This window comes from Burkholderia sp. FERM BP-3421, assembly GCF_028657905.1.
Taxonomy (GTDB): Bacteria; Pseudomonadota; Gammaproteobacteria; order Burkholderiales; family Burkholderiaceae; genus Burkholderia.
Genome location: NZ_CP117782.1, coordinates 3,067,835 through 3,088,142 on the forward strand (window position 1 = coordinate 3,067,835; position 20,308 = coordinate 3,088,142).

The window sequence follows — 20,308 nt, forward strand, 5'->3', positions numbered from 1 at the left end:
CTCAGCGTTCCCCCGCACCGTGGCCGCGCGACGCGGCAAAGCAGACGAGCGCGCGCATCACAGGCTCCGGATCTGCTTGACGCCGTGCTGCTCGAGCAGCGCCGACAGGTTGACCTTCGCGACGTCGTCGATGAAGCCGTTGTCGCGGAACACGCAGCGCACCTCCTGCGGCGCGATGCCGCGCGCCTCGAGCAGCGCGACGATGCCGTCGGCGAGCGCGTCGGCGTCGTGGCGCGTGATGCGCGCGTCGAAGCACGCGATCAGCGCATCGCCGACCACGTGCACCGACTTGCCCGCCACCGTCAGCGTATCGATCGGCGCGCACAGGTCGAGGCCGCGCTTGAGCATCAGCTCGTACAGCAGGTCGTGGTCGGAGCGGCCGTCCTTGATGTGCTCGACCGAGGCGAGCAGCGACTGCTGCACGTCGTCGCCGTGCGGATCCCACTCGACGACATTGGTCGAATCGAGCCGGAACACGCGGAAGCCGAGATCCGCGCGATGCCCCGGATACTCGGCGTCGATCCGCTTCGCCGCGCGCCGCAGCCGCTCCTTGGTGATCTCGGCGAGGTTGCGCGGCTTCTTCAGCTTCGCGCAGAACTCGGCCGCCGCCTTCTGGTCCTTGCTCGCCGCGTCGAGCGGCTCGGGCAGCTGCACCAGCACGTAGCGGCGCCGCGCGCCGTCGGCCGCGTTGAGCGCCATCACCGCGTGCGCGGTGGTGCCCGAGCCGCCGAAGAAATCGACCACCAGGTCGTCGCCGCTCGTGCACCAGCCGATCAGCGAGGCCGCGAAATCGGTCGGCTTCGGCTGGTCGAACGGAATCTCCAGTTCCTTCAGGCGTGCGTCGTCCGAGCCGCCGAACGGCAGGATCGACGGCACGTTCTCATACATGTTCTCGTCGAGGTAGTAGATCCGCTGCGGCTGGGTGGTCTCGTCCGCGCCGAACGCGATCAGCCCCTTGTCGAGCAGCTCGCGCATGGTCGCGGGCGGATTGCGCCAGCCGCGCTCCGGCACCGGGCAGGGCCGCCCCGTGCCCGGGTGGACGAGCGGGATGAAATAGTCGTCGGGCGCCTTCTTCTTGTTCGGCCACGCCATCGACACCAGGCGGAACACGCGCCCGTCGGCCGAGATCCGGTCGTACATCGCCTCGCCGCCCGACAGCGTGGTCTGCGCGCGCAGCCAGGCGCGGTAGGCCAGGGTCGCGTCCGCGCCCGATGCGCTGGCCGCGAGCGCGTCGCGCGCGGCGTCGAGCATGCGCTGCGCGTTGCGCTTGGGCCGCTTGAGCGGCGCGTCGTCGAACAGCCGGTCCGCGTTGCGCGCGAACAGCACGATCGATTCGTGCTGGTACGCGATGCCGCGCGCGTCGCCCTTCGGATTGCGCTTGTCCCACACCGCGACGCCCAGCTCGTTCTCCTCGCCGAAGATCTCGCGCATCACGAGCACGAGCGCGTGCGCCTCGTGCTCGTCGATGTGCACGGCGATCAGGCCGTCGTCCGCGAGCAGGTCGCGCGCGAGCTTCAGGCGCGGATAGATCATGTTGAGCCAGTCGGTGTGGAACCGGCCGTTGGCCTCGGTGTTGCTGCTCAGCTTCTGGCCGCCCGCGGCCTGGCCCGTCAGCGCGAGATAGTGGCGCAGGCTGTCGGTGAAGTTGTCGGGATAGACGAAATCCTTGCCGGTGTTGTACGGCGGATCGATGTAGACGAGCTTGACCCGGTTCGCGCAGCTTTTCTGCAGCAGCTTCAGCACTTCGAGGTTGTCGCCCTCGATCATCAGGTTGCGGGTGGCGGCCCACGCGACGCTCTCGTCGGGGCAGGGACGCAGCGTGCCGGACGAGGGCGTGAGCGCGAGCTGGCGCGCGCGGCGCTTGCCGTGCCAGTGGAACCCGTATTTCTCGTCGGCCTCGCTCACGGCGCGTTCGCCGACCAGCTGCCTGAGCGCGTCGAGATCGAGGGCCGCGCCCTCCGGTCCTTCGGTCACGCATTCCGGAAACAGCGCCCGGAGCCGCTCGAGGTTCTCGGCCGCGAGATTCGTGGAGTGGGCTTCCGGACTGGACGCCTCGATTTTCTGCATCATCTTTCCCATCAATTGCCTGTCTGCGTGCCGCGCGCGGGGAGGCCCGGCGGCGGCGAAGGCGAAACGCTAACGATCCGCGCGGCGCAGGTCAAGGAGCGGATCCGCATGGATCCGGTTGAGAAGGGGCATGCGCGGCGAACCGGGAACCGGGGCGGGAAAAGATGTGGATAACTTTTCCGCCGGGCTGTGCGCGCGCGAACCCGCGCCGGCCGATCCGGATGCGGCGCCCGGGATCGCGTCCGGGCCCCCTCAAGTCAAGCGCCGAAGTATACCGGGCGGACCGGCCGCGGCCGGTCCGGCGGTGCGGCGCGCCGTCGCCGGCGGGGCGGGGCCGGGCCGGGTCCGGACGAAGGAGCAAGGGACGGACGGCCGCGTCGCTCAGCGCAAGCCGGCCGCGACGCGTCCCATCATGTCGATGCCGGTGTCGAACAGCCGCCCGAAGAACGGGATCATGTTCGGCAGCATCAGCTGCACGAGCAGCAACCCGACCAGCATCGTGACCGGGAAGCCGACCTGGAACACGCCGATCTGCGGCGCGGCGCGGTTCAGGATGCCGAGCGCGAGGTTGGCGATCAGCACCGCGGCGACCACCGGCAGCGCGAGCAGCAGGCCCATCGCGAACACGGCCGAGCCGAACGCGGCGATGGCGCGCCAGCCGGGCGCGTGCAGCAGGTCCGCCGACACCGGCAGCAGCTGGAACGATTCGGCGAGCGCGGCGAACACCTGGAGATGGCCGTCGAACGCGAGGAACGCGAGCAGCGCGATCGCGTTCAGGAAACGGCCGAGCACGGGCGTCGCGCTGCTCGCGTGCGGATCGAAGAAGGTCGCGAAGCCGAGGCCCATCTGCAGCCCGATGAAGTCGCCCGCGGCCTCGATCGCCGCGAACACGACCTGCATCGTGAAGCCGAGCGCCACGCCGATCAGGAACTGGTTGACGAGGATCCAGATGCCCTGCGCGGAGAACACCGTCACGTTCGGCAGCGGCCCGAGGGTCGGCGCGACGATGATCGCGATGAAGGCCGCGAGGCCGACCTTCACGCGCGCCGGCACGCTCGCGTGGCCGACCACGGGCGCGGTCGCGACGAGCGCGAGGAAGCGCACGAACGGCCACATGAACGCGGTGAGCCAGCCGTTCAGCTGGGCGTAGGTGACGGAGAACATCGGGCGGGGCGCAGCGGCGGGCTCAGCCCGCGCCGAGCGTCGCGACGCGCAGTAGCATCTCGCGCGTGTAGTCGAGCATGGTCGACAGCATCCAGGGGCCGGCGATCACGAGCGTGACCGCGACGGCGAGCAGCTTCGGGATGAACGACAGGGTGGTCTCGTTGATCTGGGTCGCCGCCTGGAACAGGCTCACGACGAGGCCGACGCACAGCGCGACGAGCAACAGCGGCGCGGCGAGCAGCAGGCCGACGTACATCGCCTGGTGGGCGAGCGTCATCACGTTTTCGGGCGTCATCGCGCGTCTCCTCAGGTGAAGCTTTGCGCCAGCGAGCCGATCAGCAGCTGCCAGCCGTCGACCAGCACGAACAGCATCAGCTTGAACGGCAGCGAGATGGTGGCGGGCGACACCATCATCATCCCCATCGACATCAGCACGCTCGCGACCACCATGTCGATGATCAGGAACGGGATGAAGATCGTGAAGCCGATCTGGAAGCCCGTCTTCAGCTCGCTCGTGACGAACGCGGGCACCAGCAGCGACAGCGGCACGTCCTCCGGGCCCTGCATCGGCGCGGCCTTCGAGATCTTCGCGAACAGCGCGAGATCGGCCTCGCGGGTCTGCTTGAGCATGAAGGTCTTGAACGGCGCGACGCCGCGCTGCACGGCGTCGTCCATGCCCAGCGCGCCGACCGAAAACGGCTTGTAGCCGTCGTTGTAGGCCTTGTCGAGCACGGGCGACATCACGAACAGGGTGAGGAACAGCGCGAGGCCGACCATCACCTGATTGGGCGGGGTGGTCGTGGTGCCGAGCGCCTGGCGCAGCAGCGACAGCACGATGATGATGCGCGTGAAGCTCGTCATCATCAGCACCATGGCCGGCAGGAACGACAGCATCGTGAGCAGCAGCATGGTCTGCACGCTCAACGAATAGGTGGTGCCGCCGTTCGGGCCGGGGCTCGTGTTGAACGCGGGCAGGCCCGCCGTCTGGGCGAGCGCGAGCGCGGGCGCGAGGCCCAGCGCGAGGAGCGGGAGGTAGCGCGCCGCGCGGCGCATCACGGTGATCATCATCGGACTACGGTCGGGAGAGGGGAGCACGGCCGCGCGCGCGGCGCGGCGGCACGGAGCGCCGCGCATGGTCAGCGGTTGCGCCCGAGGCGCTTGCCGGCCTCGCCGCGCAGCGCCTCGCGGAAACGCTGGCCGAAGCTGCCGGACGGCGCCGGGTCGTCGGCGGGCTCGGCGATGCCGGTCGAGCCGGCGGGCAGCGTGTGCAGCAGCCGCACGTTGCCCGGCGCGACGCCGAGCACGAGCCAGGTGTCGCCGATCTCGACGACCGTCGCGCTTTCCTTGCCGCCGACCGCCACGCTCGCGACCACCTTGAGCGCGCCGCCGCGGCGCGTGGGCTGGAAGCCGAGCCGGCGCGCGAGCCACGCGCAGCCGAACACGAGGCCGATCACGACCGCGAGCCCGACCAGCGTCTGCATCACCGCGCCGACGCCGAGCGACGGCGCGGCCGAGCCGACCACCACGCCGGACGCGACCGACGCGGGATGGTTGACCGCATCCATGTCGGCCGCGAAGCCGACGCCGGACTGCAGCGCGGCGGCCAGCGCGACGCCCGCGAGCGCGACCCGTCGCATCATCGATTGAGCTTCCGGATCCGTTCCGACGGCGTGATGATGTCGGTCAGCCGGATCCCGAACTTGTCGTTGACCACCACCACCTCGCCCTGCGCGATCAGGCAGCCGTTGACGAGCACGTCCATCGGCTCGCCGGCCATGCCGTCCAGCTCGACCACCGAACCCTGCGCGAGCTGCAGCAGGTTGCGGATCGCGATCTTGGTGCGGCCCAGCTCGACGGTCATCTTGACCGGGATGTCGAGAATCATCTCGATGTCGTTGTGGGTCGAGGTCGCGGCCGCCTTCGACAGCGGCTGGAACACGCCCGCGCCCGATGCGCCGGTCTCGATCGGCTGGTCGTTCTGCTCGGCGAGCGCCGCCGCCCAGTCGTCGAGGCTCGCCTCGCCCGAGGCGGCAGCCGGCGCCGCCGCATCGGCCAGCGCGGCATCGGCCAGCGCCTGCGGATCGTCCGCGCCCGTCGTGTCGTTCAGTTCAGTCATATCCCCTTTCCTTCATCGTGTCGCTGGCGCCGATCATCTTCTGCACGCGCAGCGCGTATTGGCCATTGAAAATGCCGTAGCCGCATTCCATCACCGGCACGCCGTCGACCTTAGCGGTGATCGTGTCGGCGATGTCGAGCGGCAGCACGTCGCCCGTACGCAGATTCAGGATCCGCTCGAACGTCGTGGGAATTTCTGCGAGGTTCGCGGTCAGCTCGACCTCGGCCGACTGCACCTGCTGCGACAGCACGCGCACCCAGCGGCGGTCGACTTCGAGCGCCTCGCCCTGGATCGGCGAACTCAGCACGTCGCGGATCGGCTCGATCATCGAGTAGGGCATGCAGATGTGCAGCGTGCCGCCCGTCGGCCCGAACTCGATCGAGAACTGGGTGACGATCACGATCTCGTTGGGCGTCGCGACGTTCGCGAACTGGGTGTGCATCTCCGAGCGCACGTGCTCGAACTGCAGCGGCCGCACGCTTTTCCAGGCGCTCGAGTACTGCTCGAACACCAGGTTCAGCAGCTTGCCGATGATGCGCTGCTCGGTCGCGGTGAAGTCGCGGCCCTCGACCCGGGTGTGGAAGCGCCCGTCGCCGCCGAACAGGTTGTCGACCACGAAGAACACCAGGTTCGGATCGAACACGAACAGCGAGGTGCCGCGCAGCGGCTTCACGTGCACCAGGTTCAGGTTGGTCGGGATCGGCAGGTTGCGGGTGAACTCGCTGTACTTCTGCACCTTCACCTGGCTCACCGAGATTTCCGCGGTGCGCCGCATGAAGTTGAAGATGCCGATCCGCAAGAGTCGCGCGAAGCGGTCGTTGATGATCTCGAGGCCGGGCATCCGGCCGCGGACGATCCGTTCCTGCGTCGCGATGTTGTACGGGCGCACGCCCGACGCATCGCGCTGCTCGGATACGGAATCGGTCTCGCCTGTAACGCCCTTGAGGAGTGCATCGACCTCCTCCTGGGACATGAACTCTTCGTGGCCCATGCGCGCTCCTTTGCCGGCGGCGTTATTGGACGACGAACTCGGTGAACAGCACGTCGTCGACGCGTGCGCTCTGATTGCCCGGCTGGGTCGGCTCCTCGATCAGCTTCTTCAGCTCGCCCGCGAGCGCCTGCTTGCCGTCGATCGTCGCCAGTTCTTCCGGGTGCTTGGCCGACAGCGCGAGCAGGATCCGGCTGCGGATCTCCGGCATGTGCTGGGTCAGGTGCTCCTGCGCCTTCGCATCGGTGAGCTTCAGCGACAGGCCGACGCGCAGGTAGTGCTGCACGCCGTCGTCCGACTGCAGGTTGACGGTGAGCGGCTCCAGCGCGAAGAAGGTCGGCACCGGCAGCGGCGCCGGCGCGCTCGCGGCGGCGCCCGGGTGCGCGCCCTGCTTGCCCATGAACACGTACATGCCGCCGGCGGCCGCGGCCGCGGCGCCGAGCCCGACCAGGACGATAAGCGCGAGGCGCTTGAACTTGCCGGTCGGCGCGGGTTTGTCTGCGGGCTGGTTTGCGGTCGTGGTGGCCATGTGGATGCGTGCGTGATGACTCGTAGCATGCATTGTTCGGCATCCGGGCCCGGCGCGATGGGCGGAATAGAAGGGGGAATTCCGGCTATCTCAGCCGTTTGTCAGTGCCGATGTCAGGCGGATGACAGCTTCGGCGGCCGCCGGGCGCTAGATCGGCAGCAGGGTCAGGAGCGGCGCGAGCAGCACCATCGCGACCCCGGCGATCATCATGGTGAGGCTCGACACGACGCCCTCCTCACTGCCGATCTCGCGCGCCTTGGCGGTGCCGACCGCGTGCGCGGCGGCGCCGAACAGCGCGCCGCGCGCGAGCCGGCTGCGCAGCGGCAGCAGCGCGAGCACGAGCTCGCCGATCAGCATCCCGCACACGCCGGTCGCGATCACGAACAGCGCCGTGAGGTCGCGCGGCGCGTGGATCCGGTCCGACACCGCGAGCGCGAACGGCGTGGAGATCGAGCGCGTCATCAGGCTGCGCTGCAGCTCGGGCGACAGGTGCAGCAGCTTCGCGAGCAGCAGCGAGCCGCACAGCGCGGCGGCGATCCCGACCGCCACGCCGACCGTCAGCGACAGCCAGTGTCGCCGCATCAGCGCGCGGTATTCGTAGATCGGCACGGCGAATGCCAGGGTGGCCGGGCCGAGCAGCCACATCAGCCAGCGGGTGTCGTGGAAGTACACGGCATACGGGGTGCCCGTCAGCGCGACGAGCGCGACCAGCACCGCGGGCACCATCACGAGCGGCGAGAACAGCAGGGTCTTGCGGCGCGCGTAGAGCCGCTTCGAGGCGAAATAGAGCGCGATCGTGAGGACGAAGCAGCCGGCCGACCAGGCGGCGCTGGCGACGGGCGTGGCGGGCAGGGCGGCGAAGGCGAGCATGGCGGCGGGCGGCTCAGGCGGCCGCGGCCTTGGGCGTGGGCGCGCCCGGCCGGGCGCGGCGCCGGTCGGCGCGCCGGCGCCGCAGCGCGAGGCGGCGCTCGAAGCCCGCCGCGACGTCGACGGCGACCGCCACGGCCAGCATCACGAACGCGGTGCCGGCGACCACGACGAGCGCCAGCCGCCAGCCGTCGACGCGGAACAGCCCGCCGTACTGGACGGCCGCGACGGTGGCCGGGATGAAGAACAGCAGCATGTCGGACAGCAGCCAGTTCGCGCCGTCCTGGATCCAGCCGGGCGCGACGCCGCCGCTCCACAGCAGCGCGAGCAGCACGGCGAGCCCGATCACGCCCGACGGCACCGGCAGCCCGCTCGCGCGCACGGCCCAGTCGACCGCGAGCCACAGCGCGCCGAGCGCGGCGGTCTGCAGCACGATCCGGCCGGCGCGGGCGGTGGGGATGGCGGCGGCAAACGGCTTCGACATGACGGTTCCAGACGGTTTCAACGGACCGGCCCAGTATAAATTTCACCCCGTCATAAATAAAATGACTTGAATCTATTAAAATCATTCCATATTGGAATTCAGAGACCGGGGAGACGGCCATGGAACTGCGGGCGCTGCGTTATTTCGTCGAGGTGGTCCGGCAACAGAGCTTCACGGCCGCGGCCGAGCTGATGTTCGTCACCCAGCCGACCATCAGCAAGATGGTGAAATCGCTGGAGGACGAGATCGGCTCGCCGCTGCTGCTGCGCGACGGTCGCCAGATGGTGCTGACGGATGCCGGGCGCATCGTGTTCCAGCGCGGCCAGGACGTGCTTGCCGCGCAGGCGCAGCTGCGGGCCGAGCTGAACGATCTCGGCACGCTCGGGCGCGGCGAGCTGACGATCGGCATCCCGCCGCTCGGCGGCTCGCTGTTCACGCCGGCGATCGCGGCGTTCCGCCGGCGCTACCCGAAGATCGAGCTGAAGCTGTTCGAGCAGGGCGCGCGCGCGATCGAGGCGGCGCTCATGGCGGGCGAGCTGGAGCTGGGCGGCGTGCTGGAGCCGGTCGACCCGGCCGTGTTCGAGGTGCTGCCGATGGTGCGCGCGCCGCTGTGGCTGGTCTCGCGGCGCGGCGCGCGCTGGGACGAGGCGGCCGCGGTGCCGCTCGCCGACCTCGCGGGCGAACCGTTCGTGTTCTACGGGGAAAGCCTCGCGCTGCACGACGCGGTGCTCGACGCATGCCGCCGGGCCGGCTTCACGCCGTCGATCGTGAGCCGCAGCGGCCATTGGGATTTCATGGCGGCGCTGGTGCACGCGGGAGTCGGCATCGCGCTGCTGCCGGAGCCGTACTGCCGGCGGCTCGACTCGGCCGAGTTCAGCTGCCGGCCGATCGTCGAGCCCGAGATCAGCTGGGCGATCGCGGTCGGCTGGCTCAGGAAGGGCTACCTGTCGCATGCGGCGCGCGCGTGGCTCGACGTCGCGCGCGAGACCCGGCCGGTCGACCCGGGCGACGATCTCGTGTTCGGCGGCCTGCGCGCGCGCTGAGGCGCGGCGCTCAATGCCCGAGCGCGGGCCCCAAGCCCTTCTTCGGCTTGGTCACCCAGACCAGCAGCGAGAGCCCGATGAACGCGAGCCCCGACAGGTAGAAGAAATCGTTGGTCGCCATCATGAAGCCCTGCTGCGTGACGAGCTGGTTGATCTGCGCGCTCGACACCTGGCCGACGACGCCGAGCTGCGCGAGCGCGTCCTGGTAGGCGGTGGTGTTCTGCGCGTAGACGTTGACGGATTCCGACAGCACCGCGTGGTGGTAGATCGCGTCGTTCTCCCAGTAGGTCGAGCTGACGGCGGTGCCGATCGCGCCCGACAGCGTGCGCAGGAAGTTCGACAGCCCGGACGCGCTCGCGAGCCGCTCGTCGCTGATGCTCGACAGCGTGATGGTGGTCATCGGCACGAAGAAGCACGCGACGCCGATCCCCTGCACGAGGCGCGGCAGGATCACGTGGTTGAACGGCACGTCGAGCGTGAAGGTGGAATTCCAGAACGACACGCCAGCGAACACGACGAACGCGAAGCTCGCGACCATCCGCAGGTCGAGCCGGTGCAGGTTGCGGCCGATCAGCGGCGACAGCACGAGCGCGAGCAGGCCGACGGGCGCGGTCGCGAGGCCGGCGATCCCGGCCGTGTAGCCCATCACGGTCTGCAGCCACAGCGGGAAGATCACGACCGAGCCGAAGAAGGCCATGAAGCCGAACGAGATGATCAGCGCGCCGAGCGCGAAGTTGCGGTCCTTGAACAGCGACAGGTCGACGATCGGCTCCTTCTCGGTGGTCTCCCACACCAGCATGAACGCGATCGCGACGACCGCGATCAGCGCGAGCGCGACGATGAAGCGCGAATTGAACCAGTCGCGGTCCTTGCCGAGGTCGAGCATCATCTGCAGGCAGGACACGCCGATCACGAGCAGCGCGAGCCCGATCGCGTCGATCCGCTGCCGGGTGGTCTTCGTCTCCCTGCCGCGCAGCAGGAAGTATGCGCACACGGCCGAGAAGATCCCGATCGGCAGGTTGATGTAGAAGATCCAGGGCCAGGTGTAGTTGTCGGTGATCCAGCCGCCCATCACCGGGCCGAAGATCGGCGCGACGATCACCGTCATCGCCCACAGGCCGAGCGCGAGGCCGCGCTTCGCGGGCGGATAGCTGCGCATCAGGATGGTCTGCGAGAGCGGCACCATCGGGCCGGACACGAGCCCCTGCAACAGCCGGAACGCGATCAGCGACTCGAAATTGGTCGCGAACCCGCACAGCGCGGACGCGATCGTGAACGCGAGCACCGACAGCGTGAAGAGCCGCACCTCGCCGACCCGGCGCGCGAGCCAGCCGGTCAGCGGCACCGCGATCGCGGAGGCGACCGAATACGACGAGATCACCCAGGTGCCTTCGCTCGTCGCGACGCCGAGGCTGCCGGAGATGGTCGGCACGGCGACATTGGCGATCGAGGTGTCGAGCACCTCCATGAAGGTGCCGAGCGCGAGCCCGACGGTGAGCAGCGCGAGCACGCCGCCCGATAGCGGCGCGGGTTCGGCGGAAGCAGTGGCGGGGGCCGTCGCGGCCATGAGTCTCTCCCAAGGAGCGCGCGCGCCCCGGCATGGTTCGGGCGGCCGGATCATGCATGCAGAGTCGGCTTCTGCCCAGACAGATAAATAAGCGTCCACTGAATAAATCGATGACTGCGCCGCGCGGCTAGCGCGCCGGCGGATCCTCCTGCTTGACGCACGCGCGGCCGTCCGGCGGCCCGTTGGCGATGAAGCGCTGCAGGAGCGCGGTGAGGGTGCTCAGTTCGTCGGCGGAAAAGCCCGTGAGCTGCGCGTTCAGTTCGCCCGCGATCACGCCCGGCAGCGCACGCGCCGCATCCGCGCCGCGCGCGGTCAGGCTCAGCTCGATCACGCGCCGATCCGACGCGCTGCGCGCGCGGCTGATGAAATCCTTCTTCTCGAGGCGGTCCAGCAGGCGGGTCATCGAGCCGCTGTCGTACGACAGCTTGCGCGACAGCTCGAACGGCGTGCGCGCATTGCCGCGCGCGAGCAGCAGGATCACGCCGATCTGCTGCGCCGTCAGGTCGAGCGGCCCGAGCGCGCGGTCCATCCGTTCGAACAGCGCCTGGCGCGCCTTCGTCAGGTAATAGCCGAGGCTCGATTCAAGCTCGATGTGCTGGGGATCGTAGAGTTCGCTCATCCGGCATGCCGGGGTCGGTTGCGGAGACGGCAACAGTGCATTGCCGCGAAAGACGCGGCCAGTATCTTGAAAACTAATTGCATAGTCAATATTATTTCAGGCAATGAGTTACGCGCGGCCCATGCCGCCCGACCCGATGTTCCGACTGCTGTGATCGACGCGCCGCCGCCGCGCCGCGTCCCGAGGATGCCGCGATGCTGTTCCTGAAAAATGCCGCCGGCGCGCTGCGCCGCAGCCTGTCCGATACCGCCCACCACGCGTTCGCCGGCCCGCACCGCGGCTGGAAGATCGCGCTCTACGTCGCGATGCTGGTGGTGCCCGGCGGTTCGCTCGCGGCGCTCGGGTTCGCGTGGTTCGACCACCGCCGGCATCGCGCCGCGCAGGCCGGCGCGGGACAGGGGGGCGAGGCGGCGCAGGAGCCGTCGACATGGCCCGCCGCCGCGCACTGCCACTGACGCCTTCCCGCCGCCGTAGCGCCCGCGCGCGTAACGGACGGTAAACCGGCCCGCCGCGCCGGTAACACATCGCGCCCCGTCCCCGCTTTACCCTTCCGTCTGCGCATTCCCGTATCCGTCAGTTACCATTCCGGCCACACGCCGCGAACACGGCCGCCCCGCCCGTTTGCCCATGTCGCAGACGCGCCGCCCCGAAGGAATCCAGACCATGCCGCAAGCCCCCTTTCCGCGCGCCGCCCGCACGCTGAGCGCCGCCGCAGTCGCCGTCGCGACCGCCGTGCTGCTCGCCGGCTGCGCCGTCGGCCCCGACTACCATCGCCCCGACACCGCGATTCCCGCCGCGTTCAAGGAAGCGCCGGCCGGCTGGAAGGTCGCGCAGCCGGCCGACCGCACCGACCGCGGCGCCTGGTGGGCGGTCTACGGCGATCCGCAGCTCGACGCGCTGGTCGCGCGCGTGAACACCTCGAACCAGACCGTCGCGCAGTACGCGGCCGCCTATCGGCAGGCCCGCGCGCTCGTCGACCAGGCGCGCGCCGCCTACTTCCCGACCGTCGGCCTGACCGCGAGCGGCAGCCGCGCGGGCAGCGCGCTGTCGTCGGGCGGCAGTTCGGTCTCGACCGGCACCCCGCGCAGCGTCGGCAACAGCTACAACGTCGGCCTCGACGCGTCGTGGGAGCCCGATCTGTGGGGCAAGGTGAGCCGCACCGTCAGCGCGCAGAAGGCGGGCGAATCGGCCGCCGCGGCCGATCTCGCGAACGCGCGGCTGTCCGCGCAGGCGACGCTCGCGCAGACCTATTTCCAGCTGCGCGCGGCCGACGCCACGCAACAGCTGCTCGACGGCACGGTCGCGTCGTACCAGAAGTCGCTGCAACTGACCGAGAACCAATACGCGCAGGGCGTCGCGGCGCGCTCGGACGTGATCCAGGCGCAGACGCAGCTGCAATCGGCGCAGGCCGCCGCGATCGACAACGGCGTGGCCCGCGCGCAATACGAGCACGCGATCGCGACACTCGTCGGCGAACCCGCGTCGACCTTCTCGCTGCCGCCGATGCCGCTCGCGGCCGAACCGCCGACCACCCCGCCCGACGTGCCGTCGGCGCTGCTCGAACGACGCCCGGACGTGGCCGCCGCGGAACGCCGCGCGGCCGCCGCGAACGAGCAGATAGGGGTGGCCATCGCCGCGTTCTTCCCGACCCTCACGCTGTCCGCGACGGGCGGCTTCCAGAGTTCGGTGTGGTCGTCGCTGTTCACGCTGCCGTCGCGCTTCTGGACGGTCGGCCCGCAGCTCGCCGCGACGCTGTTCGACGCCGGCCTGCGCCGCGCGCAGACCGAGGCCGCGCGCGCGACCTACGACCAGGACGTCGCGACCTACCGCTCGACCGTGCTGTCGGCCTTCCAGGACGTCGAGGACAATCTCGCGTCGCTGCGGATCCTCGAAAACGAAGTCGTCGTGCAGCGGCAGGCCGTCGATTCCGCGCAGCACGCGCTCGACATCACGCTGAACCAGTACAAGGCGGGCACCGTCGCCTACCTGAACGTGCTGACCGCGCAGACCACCGCGTTCAGCACCAAGCAGAAGCTCGCGAGCCTCGCCGGCCAACGGATGGTGGCGTCGGTGGGCCTCGTGAAGGCGCTGGGCGGCGGCTGGGATGCGTCGCAGATGGCGCGCGAGACGGGCGGCATGCAGGCCCCGCCCGCGTCAGGCGCGGCCGCCGCGCCGACGCCGCTCGCGCAGGAGTAGGTGCTCAAGGGATGCGGGGGCTTGGGCGCGCGGCTCTGTGAGGGCGAGGCCCCGAGAGCGAAAACATGACGGTCCCGCCGTAACGGCGAGACCGTCACGGCGAGACGCCAGGGGTAAATCGCCGGGAGCGCCCCCCGGGCGCATCACGCTCAGGGGGCGCCGCCGTAGATCAGCGACACCGAGCCGTCCCCGACCGGGTGGCCGAGCAGGTTCAGCAGCCCGGCGAGATTGTCGCGCTGCTCGGGCGTCGCGCTCGCGTTGCCGCGGAACGACGCCTGGTTCGGACCGAAGTCGCCGCGCCCGGTCAACGTCAGCGGCCCCTTGAGGGTCGCGAGATCGAGCGTCGAGGCCGCGCCCTGCGCCTGCAGCACCGCACGATAGTCGCCGAGCGGCTTCACGCGCGACACCCGCGAACTCATCCCGGTGATCGTCACGGTCAGCTGGCCGAACGCGTCGTTGCCGATCAACCGCCAGTCGGTCCAGCCGATCCGCACGTCGCCCTGCAGGTCGAGCGTGTTGAACGGCGTGCCGAGCCCCGCGAGCAGCGACGCGGGCACCGCCATCGCACCCGCCGACAGCGTCGCGCCGCGCAGCGTCGCATCGAGCGTCACCGCGTCGGGCATCGCATCGGTCTGCAGCATCCGCATCCGCACCCGGCCGCCGAACAGCGGCCAGAATTCGGTATGCCACTCGACCCGTCCCGGCAGCAGCGTCGACGCGCTGCGATCCGCGCCGGGCGCGAGCAGCAGCGTCGCCGAGCCCTGCCACAGCGAGCCGGACGGATTGACGAGATTCACATGGCCGCCCGTCGCCCGCGCGAATTGCGGGGTGACCCAGGCGGCGGGCAACAGCGTGACGAGCGTGATCCCCATCGCGACCGCGCCGACGGCAAGCCACGGCAGCGCGGCCCGCACGCGTATCCGGCGGGTCATCGGCGCGATCGCGCCCGCCGCGCCCGGCGTTCGACCGTCGTGCTCACTTGGCCCCCGCCGGCTGCAGCACCGCGGTCAGGTCGACCTGGCCGTCCTCCTTGAGCGCGGTCGCGTGCGCCTCGACCACCTGCGCCTTGAACTGCCGGCGCACGTCGTCGAGCCACTGCGTCCACAGCGGGAACGCGGCGTTCTTCAGCTGGATCTGCACGCCGTTGCCCACCACCTGCACCTGCGCGCCCACGAAGCCGTGGTCGGACAGCGAGGCGGTCAGCGCATCCTTGAGCGCAAGGCCCGTCGGCGCGACGCCCTGCGCGGCCGCGACGAGCGGGCGCGCCTCGTTGGCCTGGGCCATCATCTGCGCGAGCTGCTGCTGCATCACCGGCAGCGCGCGGCGGATCTTGTCGCGGCCTTCCTGCGCGGGCGACCACAGCATGGAATAGGCGATCACGAGCGCGAGCACGCCGCCGCCCCAGCCGATCAGCTGCTTCTCGCGGTTCGTGCGTTCGTCCCAGAACTGGGTCAGGGTTTCGTTCAGCTCGGTCTTGTTCATGAGCGGCTCCGGATGGTCCACTTGCCCGTGCTGCTGTCGATCTCGCCCGTGAGACCGTTGCGCGCAAGCCGCTGGTTGAAATCGGGATCGACCTTGACCTCGGGCTTGAAGCCGACGTCGAGGCGACGGTCGTGATAGTCGAGCGAGGCGATGCCGTTCGCCGGCAGCGGCCCGAGCGAGCGGGCCACCCCGCTCGCGAGCGCGAGGAAGTCGTTCGGCGACAGCTCGCCCGCCGCGACCCGCAGCTGGTCGAGCTGGCGCGACATCTGCGCGGACGGATCGAGCACCGTCGTGGTCTTCGGGAAGGCGGACAGCAGCGTCTCGGTGATCTGCGCGGACAGCGCATCGCGCTCGCGCGCGAGCCGCCACCAGTCGAGATTCATGCCGATCACCGCGACCACGAGCGTCAGCGCGGCGAGCCCGATGGGCAGCCGCAGCCGCCGCAGCGTCGCGCGGTCGAAGCGCCACGGCGTGACCTCGAACTCGAACTGGCACAGGTCGAACGATTCGTCGAGCGCCCGGCGCGCGAACGCATCGAACGGCAGCAGCGTCGCGCCCGGCAGCAGGCGCGCGTCGTCGCGCGGCTTGATCGACGCCAGCTGCGGCTCCGCGCCCGGTTCGCCCAGTTCGTACAGGTCGAACGGCAGCGGGCCCGCGAGCGCGGCGAGCGTCGCGCCCGCCGCCGGGGCCGGCGCGGCGAAGCCTTCGCCGAGCGGGCCGCGCGCGAGCGCGAGTTCGAGCCGCGGCGCGAGCGGCGCGGCCGGCACGTCGGTCGCTTCTTCCGCGAGCGACGGTGCGCTGGTCAGCGCGACGCCCAGCACCGCCGCGACGAACGGCGCATGCCGTTCGTCCGCACCGGCCGCCTCGGCGCCGTCCTCACCGTCGGCGAGGGCGGCGGCGGCATCCGCCGTCGCGAGCACGGCCACGTCATGCGGCGCCGTCACCTCGCGCGGCAGCGGCAGGCAGCGGGTCGCGGGCACCGCGCGCACGTGGCGGTGACCCGCGCCCGCGAACGCGTCGATGACGAAGCGGAACCAGGTGCGGTCGATGACGGCCAGCACGCGGCGGCCGTCGGCGAGCGCGGCGGGGTCGAGCGCGATATGGCAGCCCTGCGGATCCTGGATCAGCTGATCCTCGATGATGTTCGGCAAGGCCTGCCGCAGCTTCGGGCCCTTCAGCGGCGGCACGCTGGCCGCGAGCATCAGCAGGTCGCGCGCGGCGACGACGAGCACCGTCGACGCGGCCTGCGGCAGCAGCGTGAACGCGGCGCGGCCCGCGCGCTGCAGGTGGCCGGCCTTGTCGACGAGCGCGAACGACAGCTCGGGCCATTGCCACTCCTGCAAGGACGCGGCCGGCTCGCGCGGCGGCAGTAAAACGATCAACGTGCTCAAGAGCTCCTCTCCCGAATGGCGTTGTTATAGCTGGTCGCGGATGCGCACGATGCGCGTCGTGTGCGTGGTCGGATCACGATACACGAGCGACGTGCGATCCACCTCCGCGCGATCGTGCTCGATGCGGCCCCGCACGATGAAATAACTGGTCGTGACGTCGATCTGGCTCGAATCGAGGTTCGCGTTCGGCGCGCCAGCGGCGCGCAGCGCGAGCTGCACGTCGCCGACGTTGCGGAAGAACACGGTCTCGCGGCGCGACACCAGCATCTGCGCGCTCGACACCGACAGGCCCGGCACCAGCGCCGCGATCACCTCGGCGGGCGCGGTGTTCAGGTTGACGGGCGTGGTCGTCGGCAGCACCGTGACGAACGGGCGCAGCCGCGCGACCATCTCGGGCGTGACGCCGTCGACGTCGAGCAGCGAATCGACGCTCGTCATCATCAGCGGGATCGCGCCGCGGTTGTCGTTGCTGTCGGACAGGCCCGGGTCGTCGCTGAAACTCTCGCTGCCGGTCGTGCCGCCGCCGTCCGGCATCACGATCGGCGCGCTCGTCGCGCCCGGCAGCGCCGCCGACTGGAAGCGCAGCGCCGACTGCGACAGCGCCTTGCGCATATGGCGCGCGACCGTCTTCGCGAGTTGCGAATCGAGCCCGAGCGAGGTCAGCAGCCGCTGGAACGTCTGCACCTGCAGCGCGTTCAACTGCAGCTTGCCGGGCGCGGGCGAGGTCACCAGGTTGCGCAGGTTGAACTTCGCCTGCGCATCCTCGATCGAGCCCGACAGATAGGTGTCCGTCGCATCCTGCGCGCCGGGCGCGCCGATCCGCCCGAGGAACTCGGACAGCTTGGTCTTCGCGATCGGCACCGCCCAGATGCCGCCCAGGTAGGTGACGGTCGGCGACGTGTCGCCTTCCGAGCGCAGGATCATGCGGGTCCAGTCGAGCGCGCCGCGCGCGACCCACTGCGCCTGCGCGATCAGCCGCTGGTTCTCGATGCGCCGCACCTGCACCTGCTGGCGCCACAGCATGCCCGACACCAGGATCGCGGCCAGCGCGACCACGAGCAGCGCACTGATGATCGCAACGCCGCGCTGCGGTGCGATGACGGCGCGGCGCGCGGCGCGCTTGAAGGGGAAGGAAAGCGGGGCGCGCATGTCACTCTCCGACCAGGAAGACGCGCGCGATCGGCGCCTTCAGCGAGGTCGCGCCGATGCTGACCTCGAGGCCCGTCACCGCGCGCGGCGGCGGCGCATTGCCGAGCATCGGCACCTTCAGCGCGTTGTTGTTCTGCGCGAGCGCATCGTCGGCGTCGGGCATGCTGGTGGTCCAGCCGACCCGCGGCACGTAGAGGCGCGCGGTGATCGCGCCGACGCCGCGCATCAGCGGCACCGCACTCCAGCCCTCGGTGCTGTCGCCGTGCAGCGCGCTGCGCAGGTCGCCGATCGTGCCGAGCGGCGGCGACGCATAGCGCACGACGCGCCCGCCCGAGATCCGGTAGCGCACCACCTGCAGGCGCGGCGCCGCGCCGGGCGGGTCGAGGTCGCGCACGATCTGCAGCGTGTCGCCCGCGACCCGGATCGCCGGTTCGCCGGCTTCGTCGTCGGTCGTGGCGCGGCGCGCATCGGTGCGCATCTGGTCGAACATCTGCGCGAACACGCGCTCGTCCTCCATCGCGCCCGCGACCTTGTCGCGACCGCGCATCACCTGGTCGAGCCCGCGCCAAGACAGGATCGCGACGACCGCGAGGATCGTGATCGCGATCATCATCTCGATCAGCGTGAAGCCGCGCACGCCGCGCGGCAGGTGTTCAGAGCGAGCGGCTGGTTTCATTCGCCACCACCGTCACCATTTGGGCGAGCATGCCCTTGCGGCCGTTCATCGACACCGACACCTCGACGCGCCGGAACACCGGATTCGGCGTCGCGCTCACGCGCTGCGTGCAGGTGAGCGGCACGTTGCCCTGCGAGCAATCGAAGCTCTGCTCGCCGATCTCGGGCCAGGCATGCGCGAGCCGCAGCTGGGTCAGCGCGTTGTCGGCGCTCCAGCCCGCGAGCAGGCGCTCGTGCAGTTCCAAGGAATCGCTGGCCATGGTGCCGACCGCGCGGATCGATGCGGCGAGCGCGACCGCGATGATCGCGAGCGCGACCAGCACCTCGATCATCGTGAAGCCGCCGACGCGGCGGCGGCCCGGCACGGCGGGCAGGCATCGGGCGCGCCGCATCAGCGCACCTCGTACCGGCCGTTGCCGGTGCCGACGATCGCGATGCTGCCGACCGACGAATAGAGCGTGACACGCACCGGCGTATCGATCGCCTCGGTGCCGAACACGACGCGCTCGGGCTGGGTGTCCGAGCCGGGATAGTCGATCGCCGCGCCCGTCACGCCGCCGTCCCAGCCGCGCGGACGCAGCAGGTCGTCGCGCAGCGGACGCCAGCCGTCGGCCGTGCGCACGTCGAAGCGGAAGCCATGCTCGGTCGGCTGCCACGCGATCGGCCGCGCGCGCACCTGGGCCTCGTCGCCGGCGCTCTCGAACAGGAGCGCGAGCCGCTGCGCCTCCTCGCGCAGGTCGGTGCGCGGATTGCGCCGCATCGACAGCGAGGCGAGCGACACCAGCAGGCCCGCGATCACGAGCACGACCAGCATCTCGAGCAGCGTGAAGCCGCGCGCGCGGCCGCGCGCGCCGGGGAGGGAAGTCGTGCCGTATCCGTGCATGAAGGACTGGACGTATGAGTCGGGCGGGCGGGGCGGCGGACGCCGTCACGCGTTTATTGCCACGAGCCGATGTCGGAGTCGTTGCCTTCGCCGCCTTCCTTGCCGTCCGCGCCGTAGCTGAACACGTCGATCTCGCCGTGCACGCCCGGGTTCAGGTACTTGTACGCATTGCCCCACGGGTCGTTCGGCAGGCGCTCGAGGTAGCCGCCGTCCTTCCAGTTGTTCGGGATCGGATCGGTGCTCGGCTTCGCGATCAGCGCGCCGAGGCCCTGGTCCTGGCTCGGGTAGCGGCCGTTGTCGAGACGATACAGCTTGAGCGCCTGCATGATGGTGCCGATGTCCTGCTTGGCCGCGACCGCGCGCGCCTGGTCCGGACGGCTCATGATCTTCGGCACGATCAGCGCCGCGAGGATGCCGAGAATCGCCACCACCACCATGATCTCGATCAGCGTGAAACCGCGTTGGCGGCGCGCGTGTTGCGAGCGGCGAGTGATCCACGTTTGCATGACTGAAACCTCTTTTTTCAAATAAATAAATGACCGGTGAGCGAAAGTCGCGGGCCGCGCGCCGGATCATCCGCACGCCCGCGTGAAGCCGCATTGTAAGTCGCGTGCGGCTGGTGACTTCCACCCAACGCAAATTTCACATTCATCCGTACAATAGGGCGCATGAACGCGCTCTCGATCCGGATCCTTTCCCTCGCCCTGTTTGCGGCGCTGTGCGCGACGGCCACTTATTGGACCGTCACGCTATCCGCGCATCAGGCCCCGCTACCGGCCGCCGCCGCCCACGCGCCGCTGCGCACCGAGGAGGCCGCCGCGTTGTTCGGCGGCCAGCTCACGCGCAGCCCGATACAGGACATCCACCTGTTCGGCATCCTCGCGCTGCAGCGCGGCGCGGCCGCGATCATCGGCATCGGCGGCGACGCCCCGCGCGCCGTGTCGCTCGGCGCCGAGGTCGCGCAGGGCGCGAAGCTCGCCGAAGTCCGCGACCGCTCGGTGATCGTCGAACGCAACGGCGCCCGCTCCGAGATCTTCCTGCCCGCCAACACCCCGTCGCCCGCGATCTACGTGCGCTGAATGCCGGCG

24 protein-coding genes are annotated in these 20,308 nt (G+C 70.3%); 4 read left to right on the forward strand and 20 right to left on the reverse strand.

Annotated features, from left to right (window positions below):
* Positions 1–57: 57 nt before the first annotated feature.
* The 10 genes from Bsp3421_RS29900 to Bsp3421_RS29945 form a co-directional block, all read right to left on the reverse strand.
* Complete coding sequence (locus Bsp3421_RS29900; RefSeq protein WP_273999765.1) at positions 58–2,070, reverse strand: site-specific DNA-methyltransferase; 2,013 nt, start codon at positions 2,068–2,070, stop codon at positions 58–60.
* A 378-nt stretch (positions 2,071–2,448) separates the two neighbouring features.
* On the reverse strand, positions 2,449–3,231 hold the full coding sequence (gene fliR / locus Bsp3421_RS29905; RefSeq protein WP_273999767.1) for a flagellar biosynthetic protein FliR: 783 nt from the start codon (positions 3,229–3,231) through the stop codon (positions 2,449–2,451).
* 22 nt (positions 3,232–3,253) lie between these two features.
* The gene (fliQ, locus tag Bsp3421_RS29910) at positions 3,254–3,526 is read right to left on the reverse strand and encodes a flagellar biosynthesis protein FliQ (RefSeq protein ID WP_273999769.1); all 273 of its coding nucleotides are present in this window, start codon (positions 3,524–3,526) and stop codon (positions 3,254–3,256) included.
* Between the two features lie 11 nt (positions 3,527–3,537).
* Positions 3,538–4,299 carry a flagellar type III secretion system pore protein FliP gene (fliP, locus tag Bsp3421_RS29915; protein WP_273999771.1) on the reverse strand — a complete coding sequence of 254 codons (762 nt, stop codon included), beginning with the start codon at positions 4,297–4,299 and terminating at the stop codon, positions 3,538–3,540.
* 68 nt (positions 4,300–4,367) lie between these two features.
* Positions 4,368–4,871, reverse strand: a complete 504-nt coding sequence (gene fliO / locus Bsp3421_RS29920) for a flagellar biosynthetic protein FliO (protein ID WP_273999773.1) — start codon at positions 4,869–4,871, stop codon at positions 4,368–4,370.
* The gene (fliN, locus tag Bsp3421_RS29925; protein ID WP_273999774.1) at positions 4,868–5,347 is read right to left on the reverse strand and encodes a flagellar motor switch protein FliN; all 480 of its coding nucleotides are present in this window, start codon (positions 5,345–5,347) and stop codon (positions 4,868–4,870) included. The genes fliO and fliN overlap by 4 nt, the downstream gene beginning before the upstream one ends.
* Complete coding sequence (fliM, locus tag Bsp3421_RS29930; RefSeq protein ID WP_273999775.1) at positions 5,340–6,338, reverse strand: flagellar motor switch protein FliM; 999 nt, start codon at positions 6,336–6,338, stop codon at positions 5,340–5,342. The genes fliN and fliM overlap by 8 nt, the downstream gene beginning before the upstream one ends.
* 22 nt (positions 6,339–6,360) lie before the next feature.
* Positions 6,361–6,897: a flagellar basal body-associated protein FliL gene (gene fliL / locus Bsp3421_RS29935; RefSeq protein WP_273999776.1), complete on the reverse strand. Its 537-nt coding sequence runs from the start codon at positions 6,895–6,897 to the stop codon at positions 6,361–6,363.
* A 114-nt stretch (positions 6,898–7,011) separates the two neighbouring features.
* A complete protein-coding gene (locus Bsp3421_RS29940; RefSeq protein ID WP_273999777.1) occupies positions 7,012–7,734 on the reverse strand; it encodes an LrgB family protein in 723 nt (240 codons plus the stop codon).
* Between the two features lie 13 nt (positions 7,735–7,747).
* On the reverse strand, positions 7,748–8,215 hold the full coding sequence (locus Bsp3421_RS29945) for a CidA/LrgA family protein (protein WP_273999778.1): 468 nt from the start codon (positions 8,213–8,215) through the stop codon (positions 7,748–7,750).
* A 119-nt stretch (positions 8,216–8,334) separates the two neighbouring features.
* Here Bsp3421_RS29945 and Bsp3421_RS29950 point away from each other — a divergent pair, with 119 nt between their 5' ends.
* On the forward strand, positions 8,335–9,258 hold the full coding sequence (locus tag Bsp3421_RS29950; protein ID WP_273999779.1) for a LysR family transcriptional regulator: 924 nt from the start codon (positions 8,335–8,337) through the stop codon (positions 9,256–9,258).
* Between the two features lie 10 nt (positions 9,259–9,268).
* Here Bsp3421_RS29950 and Bsp3421_RS29955 read toward each other — a convergent pair whose 3' ends face one another.
* Both Bsp3421_RS29955 and Bsp3421_RS29960 read right to left on the reverse strand, forming a co-directional pair.
* Positions 9,269–10,825: a DHA2 family efflux MFS transporter permease subunit gene (locus Bsp3421_RS29955; RefSeq protein WP_273999780.1), complete on the reverse strand. Its 1,557-nt coding sequence runs from the start codon at positions 10,823–10,825 to the stop codon at positions 9,269–9,271.
* 127 nt (positions 10,826–10,952) lie between these two features.
* Positions 10,953–11,444 (reverse strand): MarR family winged helix-turn-helix transcriptional regulator, encoded by a 492-nt coding sequence (locus tag Bsp3421_RS29960; protein ID WP_273999782.1) that lies wholly within the window; start codon positions 11,442–11,444, stop codon positions 10,953–10,955.
* A gap of 194 nt (positions 11,445–11,638) precedes the next feature.
* On the opposite strand from Bsp3421_RS29960, the gene Bsp3421_RS29965 reads away from it, so the two are divergent.
* A complete protein-coding gene (locus Bsp3421_RS29965; protein ID WP_273999784.1) occupies positions 11,639–11,899 on the forward strand; it encodes a multidrug ABC transporter ATPase in 261 nt (86 codons plus the stop codon).
* Between the two features lie 208 nt (positions 11,900–12,107).
* Entirely contained in the window at positions 12,108–13,640 is a 1,533-nt protein-coding gene (locus tag Bsp3421_RS29970) for an efflux transporter outer membrane subunit (protein ID WP_273999785.1), read from the forward strand.
* Positions 13,641–13,789: 149 nt separating this feature from the next.
* On the opposite strand, the gene Bsp3421_RS29975 is transcribed toward Bsp3421_RS29970, so the two are convergent.
* The 8 genes from Bsp3421_RS29975 to gspG are packed head-to-tail and all read right to left on the reverse strand — an operon-like array spanning position 13,790 to position 19,726.
* Positions 13,790–14,572: a type II secretion system protein N gene (locus Bsp3421_RS29975; protein ID WP_273999786.1), complete on the reverse strand. Its 783-nt coding sequence runs from the start codon at positions 14,570–14,572 to the stop codon at positions 13,790–13,792.
* Positions 14,573–14,615: 43 nt separating this feature from the next.
* A complete protein-coding gene (locus Bsp3421_RS29980) occupies positions 14,616–15,122 on the reverse strand; it encodes a type II secretion system protein M (RefSeq protein ID WP_273999787.1) in 507 nt (168 codons plus the stop codon).
* Entirely contained in the window at positions 15,119–16,513 is a 1,395-nt protein-coding gene (gspL, locus tag Bsp3421_RS29985) for a type II secretion system protein GspL (protein ID WP_273999788.1), read from the reverse strand. Before gspL ends, Bsp3421_RS29980 begins: the two co-directional genes overlap by 4 nt.
* 24 nt (positions 16,514–16,537) lie before the next feature.
* Positions 16,538–17,662 carry a type II secretion system minor pseudopilin GspK gene (gene gspK / locus Bsp3421_RS29990; protein WP_273999789.1) on the reverse strand — a complete coding sequence of 375 codons (1,125 nt, stop codon included), beginning with the start codon at positions 17,660–17,662 and terminating at the stop codon, positions 16,538–16,540.
* Between the two features lies 1 nt (position 17,663).
* Positions 17,664–18,338, reverse strand: a complete 675-nt coding sequence (locus tag Bsp3421_RS29995) for a PulJ/GspJ family protein (protein WP_273999790.1) — start codon at positions 18,336–18,338, stop codon at positions 17,664–17,666.
* Entirely contained in the window at positions 18,316–18,729 is a 414-nt protein-coding gene (gspI, locus tag Bsp3421_RS30000) for a type II secretion system minor pseudopilin GspI (RefSeq protein ID WP_273999791.1), read from the reverse strand. The genes Bsp3421_RS29995 and gspI overlap by 23 nt, the downstream gene beginning before the upstream one ends.
* Positions 18,729–19,220 carry a GspH/FimT family pseudopilin gene (locus Bsp3421_RS30005; RefSeq protein ID WP_273999792.1) on the reverse strand — a complete coding sequence of 164 codons (492 nt, stop codon included), beginning with the start codon at positions 19,218–19,220 and terminating at the stop codon, positions 18,729–18,731. The genes gspI and Bsp3421_RS30005 overlap by 1 nt, the downstream gene beginning before the upstream one ends.
* Positions 19,221–19,273: 53 nt before the next feature.
* A complete protein-coding gene (gene gspG / locus Bsp3421_RS30010) occupies positions 19,274–19,726 on the reverse strand; it encodes a type II secretion system major pseudopilin GspG (RefSeq protein WP_273999794.1) in 453 nt (150 codons plus the stop codon).
* Between the two features lie 162 nt (positions 19,727–19,888).
* On the opposite strand from gspG, the gene Bsp3421_RS30015 reads away from it, so the two are divergent.
* Positions 19,889–20,299 carry a type II secretion system protein N gene (locus tag Bsp3421_RS30015; RefSeq protein ID WP_273999795.1) on the forward strand — a complete coding sequence of 137 codons (411 nt, stop codon included), beginning with the start codon at positions 19,889–19,891 and terminating at the stop codon, positions 20,297–20,299.
* Positions 20,300–20,308 lie beyond the last annotated feature (9 nt).

Bases quoted from the DNA above. Each gene is read 5' to 3' on its own strand.
- Bsp3421_RS29955 (WP_273999780.1), bottom strand. From the start codon at position 10,825: ATGGCCGCGACGGCCCCCGCCACTGCTTCCGCCGAACCCGCGCCGCTA.
- gspI (WP_273999791.1), bottom strand. From the start codon at position 18,729: ATGCGGCGCGCCCGATGCCTGCCCGCCGTGCCGGGCCGCCGCCGCGTC.
- fliR (WP_273999767.1), bottom strand. From the start codon at position 3,231: ATGTTCTCCGTCACCTACGCCCAGCTGAACGGCTGGCTCACCGCGTTC.
- Bsp3421_RS29945 (WP_273999778.1), bottom strand. From the start codon at position 8,215: ATGTCGAAGCCGTTTGCCGCCGCCATCCCCACCGCCCGCGCCGGCCGG.
- fliQ (WP_273999769.1), bottom strand. From the start codon at position 3,526: ATGACGCCCGAAAACGTGATGACGCTCGCCCACCAGGCGATGTACGTC.
- Bsp3421_RS30005 (WP_273999792.1), bottom strand. From the start codon at position 19,220: ATGCACGGATACGGCACGACTTCCCTCCCCGGCGCGCGCGGCCGCGCG.
- fliP (WP_273999771.1), bottom strand. From the start codon at position 4,299: ATGATGATCACCGTGATGCGCCGCGCGGCGCGCTACCTCCCGCTCCTC.
- fliO (WP_273999773.1), bottom strand. From the start codon at position 4,871: ATGATGCGACGGGTCGCGCTCGCGGGCGTCGCGCTGGCCGCCGCGCTG.
- fliN (WP_273999774.1), bottom strand. From the start codon at position 5,347: ATGACTGAACTGAACGACACGACGGGCGCGGACGATCCGCAGGCGCTG.
- gspG (WP_273999794.1), bottom strand. From the start codon at position 19,726: ATGCAAACGTGGATCACTCGCCGCTCGCAACACGCGCGCCGCCAACGC.
- Bsp3421_RS29940 (WP_273999777.1), bottom strand. From the start codon at position 7,734: ATGCTCGCCTTCGCCGCCCTGCCCGCCACGCCCGTCGCCAGCGCCGCC.
- fliM (WP_273999775.1), bottom strand. From the start codon at position 6,338: ATGGGCCACGAAGAGTTCATGTCCCAGGAGGAGGTCGATGCACTCCTC.
- Bsp3421_RS29950 (WP_273999779.1), top strand. From the start codon at position 8,335: ATGGAACTGCGGGCGCTGCGTTATTTCGTCGAGGTGGTCCGGCAACAG.
- Bsp3421_RS29900 (WP_273999765.1), bottom strand. From the start codon at position 2,070: ATGATGCAGAAAATCGAGGCGTCCAGTCCGGAAGCCCACTCCACGAAT.
- Bsp3421_RS29975 (WP_273999786.1), bottom strand. From the start codon at position 14,572: ATGACCCGCCGGATACGCGTGCGGGCCGCGCTGCCGTGGCTTGCCGTC.
- gspK (WP_273999789.1), bottom strand. From the start codon at position 17,662: ATGCGCGCCCCGCTTTCCTTCCCCTTCAAGCGCGCCGCGCGCCGCGCC.
- Bsp3421_RS30015 (WP_273999795.1), top strand. From the start codon at position 19,889: ATGAACGCGCTCTCGATCCGGATCCTTTCCCTCGCCCTGTTTGCGGCG.
- Bsp3421_RS29970 (WP_273999785.1), top strand. From the start codon at position 12,108: ATGCCGCAAGCCCCCTTTCCGCGCGCCGCCCGCACGCTGAGCGCCGCC.
- Bsp3421_RS29995 (WP_273999790.1), bottom strand. From the start codon at position 18,338: ATGAAACCAGCCGCTCGCTCTGAACACCTGCCGCGCGGCGTGCGCGGC.
- Bsp3421_RS29960 (WP_273999782.1), bottom strand. From the start codon at position 11,444: ATGAGCGAACTCTACGATCCCCAGCACATCGAGCTTGAATCGAGCCTC.
- Bsp3421_RS29980 (WP_273999787.1), bottom strand. From the start codon at position 15,122: ATGAACAAGACCGAGCTGAACGAAACCCTGACCCAGTTCTGGGACGAA.
- Bsp3421_RS29965 (WP_273999784.1), top strand. From the start codon at position 11,639: ATGCTGTTCCTGAAAAATGCCGCCGGCGCGCTGCGCCGCAGCCTGTCC.
- fliL (WP_273999776.1), bottom strand. From the start codon at position 6,897: ATGCATGCTACGAGTCATCACGCACGCATCCACATGGCCACCACGACC.